A 5,276-nucleotide genomic window follows, 5' to 3' on the forward strand; every position below is an offset into this window, starting at 1 on the left:
TGATAAACATTGTCGGAACCAAGGAAATATTAAAGAGATTGAAAGGTTTAAAGGACTCTTTCAACCTCTCTAATGTACATACTGTAAATAATTGTAAAATAGTATGGTAATCTACTGCTAAATTTAATATAAATACAATTAACATTTTTTGCTATTTTAGCACAGTCTGGCGTCTCCAATGTTTAAAGAACAAATGCTCTATAATCAGGAGCGTCCCCCTAGTGTACAGGATAATCGTGATTAAGGGAAGAGTTTTTACAAATTCTTCTCTTATTTTTTATTTAATTTTGCCTACGATAATTTTACTCTAAGGAGATTGGAGGATATTTTATCCAGAGAAAGATTTACGTATGAGGAGATGCTATCGCAAATTAAACGAAGGGATGAACTTGTGAAGGAGATGAGGAGAAGCTCTTCTCTAACGTTGAAGGAATTGGGTAAGCTTTTTGGGGGAATAAGCGAATCAAGGAGGAGCAGAATCTTGAGCAAAAAATAGCGCAAGTCAAGAACCGTCCCTGCTTGATTGCTATTAAAAATAATTTTACGATATATTGAACAATTTTGACGCTCAAACGTAAAACATATATGAAGGGGGAGATATGCTGGAAGATAAACAAATAATAAAGCTCTGCAAATCCGGGTATATTGATATGCTGGAAATATTGATTGACCGACATAAGGATTCCCTTTATAAATTTTGTTATCATTTGTCGCAAAATAAGCTTGATGCCGATGATTTATTTCAGGACACATGGGTCCGGACCATGCAGAGTATAGCGAGCTGTGATGAGGAAAGAGCGTTTTCCAACTGGCTGCTTTCTATTGCCTTAAACGCTTACAGGGATCGGTACCGCAAGACAAAGCGATGGCTTAACAAATTAACAGACTTTTTCTCTAACGAAGAAAAGGAGGCAGCTTTGCACAATGCTCCAAGCCATGCTCCTCCCTCTGACGAACAGGCTGTTGATAATGAATTGAGGGAGCATTTGGTGCATTGTATAAATTTATTAGATGATACCTTTAGAATACCGGTAATTTTATTTTATTTTAAGCAGATGCGCTATGAGGATATTGCGGAAATACTTGATATACCGGTAGGTACTGTAAAATCCCGTTTGAATTCGGGAAAATCAAAGTTGAGGAAGCTTATGGAGGTTGAATACTTTGAGTGAAGAAGAGCTTGAGCGTCTTTTGGGGGAAATTTACTCGCAGGATATTGCTGCATCAGAAAAACTGATACAAAAAACTAGGGCAAGGCTGTCTGAAAGCATGATTGCAGTGTATATGATTGCACTGGCGGTTTCAATTAATCTTGTCATATTCATGGTATTTCTGGGGGTTATTATAGCAGCGCCATACAGCCTGGTGCATAAGCTGATGCTTTATACAGTTATGTCGTGCTTATATAATTCTCTTGTGCTGGCGGCTTACAGATACCGGGAAGGCATAAGCAAATTTTTTCAAAAATTACAGGGAGGCTTATTATGAACAACCGCAAATTTTTCAAGGCTTTATTCTGGATTCTTGCCGTTGCTGTTCTTGTGTGTATATCTCTGATGATGCTGAGAATCGGGCTTACCCTTATGGAAGCGACCAGACTGACGGCATATACAATGGTGTGGCTTTTGGCTCCGATTATTATTGTTGCCGCCACATTAACAGCAATCTCTGTTTTTGTATACAGGGATGCTCCCAAAAGAGGCATGGACAGATGGATGTGGATGACAATAGCGGCTTTTGTTCCTAATCTTATAGGACTTATAATATACTTCATCATCAGAGGCAGTAATGGTATAAAATGCCTCAACTGCGGAAAAAGCATAAAAAGCGAATTCAATATATGTCCCTACTGCAGCACATCGCTTGTTGAGCATTGTCGGCAGTGCGGGAGGCAGGTATTGGCTGACTGGAAAGTATGTCCGTACTGCAGAAATGATATACAGTAGGGCTGTGTGACAATAATACTTTAATTTATTAAGGGGCGTGAACGAAGGTATGAATAGAATGCAAAGAAAAATTAAAGCATTGATATCCTGTACAGTAGTAATTATTATTTGTGGTATGCTTTCAGCCTGCCAGACGAGTATTTTTTGGGTTGGCAACAATTATCCCGGCAATATGGAGGCAAGCTATATGTACTTTGACGGAACTAGATACGCAAAATTTAATGCTAAAGAGGGGGATAGCATTTCCTTTACCTATGAATTCAAAGTAGAGAAGGGAGAGCTGTCTATAAAGATTATTGACCCTGACAACGAGACTATTATGGAGCTTCAGCCCAACCAAAAGGGTACTGAAAAAATAGAGATAAAAAAGGATGGCGACTATGAGGTGGTAGTTAAAGGCAGTAAGGCGGGCGGAAGCTATAGCATAAAGTGGAAACTGGAAAAAGGGGAATAAGACAGAGAGGACGCTCCTGCTTAATATTCAAGCAGGAGCGTCCCCAATGTTTATGTTAATGGTACCAATTCATTGCTCAGGCCTCTGGACTTAAGTTTAATGCCCTTCTGGTTATTGGCTTCCAGATGCTCTTTAAGGTTTTTATCAAGTAGCTCGTTGCGTCCTTTATTGCTTCCGTAATCCTTTATAATTTCGGAATAAAGTCCTTTAATGGTATTGCCGGATACAGGCATAGTACAAAAGTCCTCAATTGATTTGTTAAAATAACTTCCATCCATACATTCTTTATATTCCTGCAATATGTATTGCCCGTCATCATTCTTGATATATGTGATTGCCCCGGGAACAATACTGCCGCCCACCTCTGAGAGCGTTTTATTATAAAGCCTAAACCTGTTGCTGTAGACGGTTACAATAATTTTCAGCTTGTTTCCTTCCTCGTAGCTGCCGAAGATTGTAGGGGCAACAACAGTAAACCCATCGTCCGGTCTGGAGTATTGCTTTACTGCCGCATCATAAACAAGCTGCTCTATTGGGTCGGAAGTATTTGCCTTAAAGTCGGGCAGCTTTACTTCCTCATAGGGTGAAAGCTTGTCAAACCATTGCTGCGGCAACAGGCTTTCATCTGTTACATTGTTTCTGTCGCCCAAAAGGTCTTTGCACAAGGCTGCCATAATATGCCCTTTGAGACCGTTATTACCACCTTTTTTGAACTGCACAAGCAGATAATTAAGCGCCTCATCCCCCATTTTCAATATGCTTTCGTATTCGTTTGAGTGAGCCTTAATATAGTCGGAAGGGTTGGAGGATGGTTGTGGAGAGGAAATAATAATTTCTAAATATTTCTCTATTAAATGTACACTGTTTACCTTGTTGATAAGGGCTTTAAGCGTATCAGCACTTCTTGCATAGCTGTGCGCATCCTCGCCAAGCAATTGAGTTGCCGCTTCCCTTGTATAAGGAAAGGCATAGGATGCTCCGTTATACTTGCCGGTTTTATCAATGATTTTACAGTTTATTACATCGACGTTGTCAATTAAGCTGAAGAGAATTATGGAATTTTGGTAAAAAGTATCACCACACACAGCTTCATTTACCACAACGCCGGAAGAATCCTTCATAATATAGTTAATAGTTATTTCATAGGGCGAAACGGTTGTCTGAAGCTCTATGGTATCGCGTACAATGCCTTCAGGCAAGGGCATGGCATCAATAAGTGCAACAACTTTGCTGTTATTGCCCACATAGGGAGTTTTATTGTTGATTAAAGTTTCCACTGAGTATCCTAAATATGTGTTTTGAGCATTGTGTTCATGTTTTGGATTTGCTGTAAACGTAAATATTAATAAAACGGTTGCAGCAGCAGCAAGAATAATTACCCAGAACTCCGGCTTTTTATAGTTCAGGATATTTTTAATTCTTGACTTGATGTTGCTTTCCCCGAAAGCCAGCGGACTGCCTAATAATAAACCGCTTCTTCTGACTGAAAGCTGAAGAAGAGAATTTGAATAGTCGGTTTTTACCTTATTGCCCATCCTTTTAATAACACTTTCGTCGCAAGACATTTCCATATCCTTGCTCATTAATGCAAAGGATACCCACATAATAGGATTGAACCAGTGAACAATAAGCACTAAAAACGCAAATGGTTTAATAAGATAATCCAGCCTTTGTATGTGCGTCTGTTCGTGCGCAAGAATATAAGACAGCTCGTTATCACTTATTCCAACGGGAACATATATTTTAGGTCTGAAAAATCCGCATAAAAACGGTCCGGTAATTCTGTCTGTTTCAAAGATGTTGTCTTTGACAAGGGTTGCCGTCTTCACATTGGTTATTACTTTTAAGTAGGAAACAGTACAATAGATAAGCAGTATTCCAATACCAACAATCCAAAAAATGCTTGAAATCTCCATGAGGATTTGTATTGAATTGACGCTTGCCGTAGGTGTTGCAGGCGGAAGTGAGAAATTAACAGCATCATTTATACCATTGATTCCAACATCAATTTCAGGCTTCTGCATCAAACCCATATTATATGGAATATATTCCATTGTTCCTGTACTTGCTTGAACATTTGGCCTCAGAAAGCTTAAAAAGCTAAAAGCAGAGTTAAAGCTAAAAGGGCATACAAGCCTTATGAGTACTGCCAGCCATAATGCATACGAAAAAGACCTGGGCACTTTTTTTAAGAGCAGCCTGATTGCAATAACAGCAAGAGCGATATAACTTGCAGTAATGCTCATATTGAGTACGGTAGTAAATAATTTTATCATTCTATTGCCTCCTCAATAATCCGCTTAAGTTCTTCCGCTTCTTTTTTAGTAATCCTATTTTCACCTAAGAAAGCCGTTAGAAATTTCGGCAGCGAACCGTTAAAAGATTTCTCGATCAAAGCTTCACTCTCATACTTCCGTGCCTCTTCGCTTTTAATAAGGGCTGTTACATTGGCATTTTGATTTTGCAGAATATTTCGTTCGCAAAGCTTTCTTAAAACAGTATAGGTAGTTGATTTCTTCCACCCTAATTTCTCAAAACAAAGCTTTACAAGCTCAGTTGAGTTGATAGGTTCATTTTCCCAAATGAGAGATACGAATTTATATTCCGCATCAAACAGCTTAAATGCTTTCATTTATCTCACCTCAATACAAAAGTTTATTACAATAGACCTTGGTATAAGTTTATAGCAATAAACCTGTTTTGTCAATATGCAAAATAAAAGCGGTTTCGGCCTAATTTGAAAAAAAATACATTTACTTTATTTCAATAATATGTTATAGGACCTGTCTTTAGGAGTAAAAAGAGAAAAATGGTGCTAAACCTCAAAATGCGTAGTTTAGCATCATTTTTATTTGTGAGTCATTAAGAAAGTAATT

Annotated in this window: 7 protein-coding genes; 5 read left to right on the top strand and 2 right to left on the bottom strand. The window is 38.4% G+C overall.

Features of this window, described 5'->3' with window-relative positions; translation table 11 throughout:
• Positions 1-316: 316 nt before the first annotated feature.
• From DFR58_RS21320 to DFR58_RS21340, 5 genes are all read left to right on the top strand, one after another.
• A complete protein-coding gene (locus DFR58_RS21320) occupies positions 317-496 on the top strand; it encodes a hypothetical protein (RefSeq protein WP_114300462.1) in 180 nt (59 codons plus the stop codon).
• A gap of 103 nt (positions 497-599) precedes the next feature.
• Positions 600-1,172: a sigma-70 family RNA polymerase sigma factor gene (locus DFR58_RS21325; RefSeq protein ID WP_114300464.1), complete on the top strand. Its 573-nt coding sequence runs from the start codon at positions 600-602 to the stop codon at positions 1,170-1,172.
• Positions 1,165-1,488: a hypothetical protein gene (locus tag DFR58_RS21330; protein ID WP_114300466.1), complete on the top strand. Its 324-nt coding sequence runs from the start codon at positions 1,165-1,167 to the stop codon at positions 1,486-1,488. Before DFR58_RS21325 ends, DFR58_RS21330 begins: the two co-directional genes overlap by 8 nt.
• On the top strand, positions 1,485-1,946 hold the full coding sequence (locus tag DFR58_RS21335) for a zinc ribbon domain-containing protein (RefSeq protein WP_114300468.1): 462 nt from the start codon (positions 1,485-1,487) through the stop codon (positions 1,944-1,946). The genes DFR58_RS21330 and DFR58_RS21335 overlap by 4 nt, the downstream gene beginning before the upstream one ends.
• A 49-nt stretch (positions 1,947-1,995) precedes the next feature.
• The gene (locus tag DFR58_RS21340) at positions 1,996-2,400 is read left to right on the top strand and encodes a hypothetical protein (protein WP_170138281.1); all 405 of its coding nucleotides are present in this window, start codon (positions 1,996-1,998) and stop codon (positions 2,398-2,400) included.
• Positions 2,401-2,450: 50 nt separating this feature from the next.
• On the opposite strand, the gene DFR58_RS21345 is transcribed toward DFR58_RS21340, so the two are convergent.
• Both DFR58_RS21345 and DFR58_RS21350 read right to left on the bottom strand, forming a co-directional pair.
• Positions 2,451-4,676 (bottom strand): M56 family metallopeptidase, encoded by a 2,226-nt coding sequence (locus DFR58_RS21345; protein WP_114300473.1) that lies wholly within the window; start codon positions 4,674-4,676, stop codon positions 2,451-2,453.
• Entirely contained in the window at positions 4,673-5,032 is a 360-nt protein-coding gene (locus DFR58_RS21350; RefSeq protein ID WP_114300475.1) for a BlaI/MecI/CopY family transcriptional regulator, read from the bottom strand. The genes DFR58_RS21345 and DFR58_RS21350 overlap by 4 nt, the downstream gene beginning before the upstream one ends.
• Positions 5,033-5,276 lie beyond the last annotated feature (244 nt).

The organism is Anaerobacterium chartisolvens, assembly GCF_003337415.1.
GTDB lineage: Bacteria > Bacillota > Clostridia > Acetivibrionales > DSM-27016 > Anaerobacterium > Anaerobacterium chartisolvens.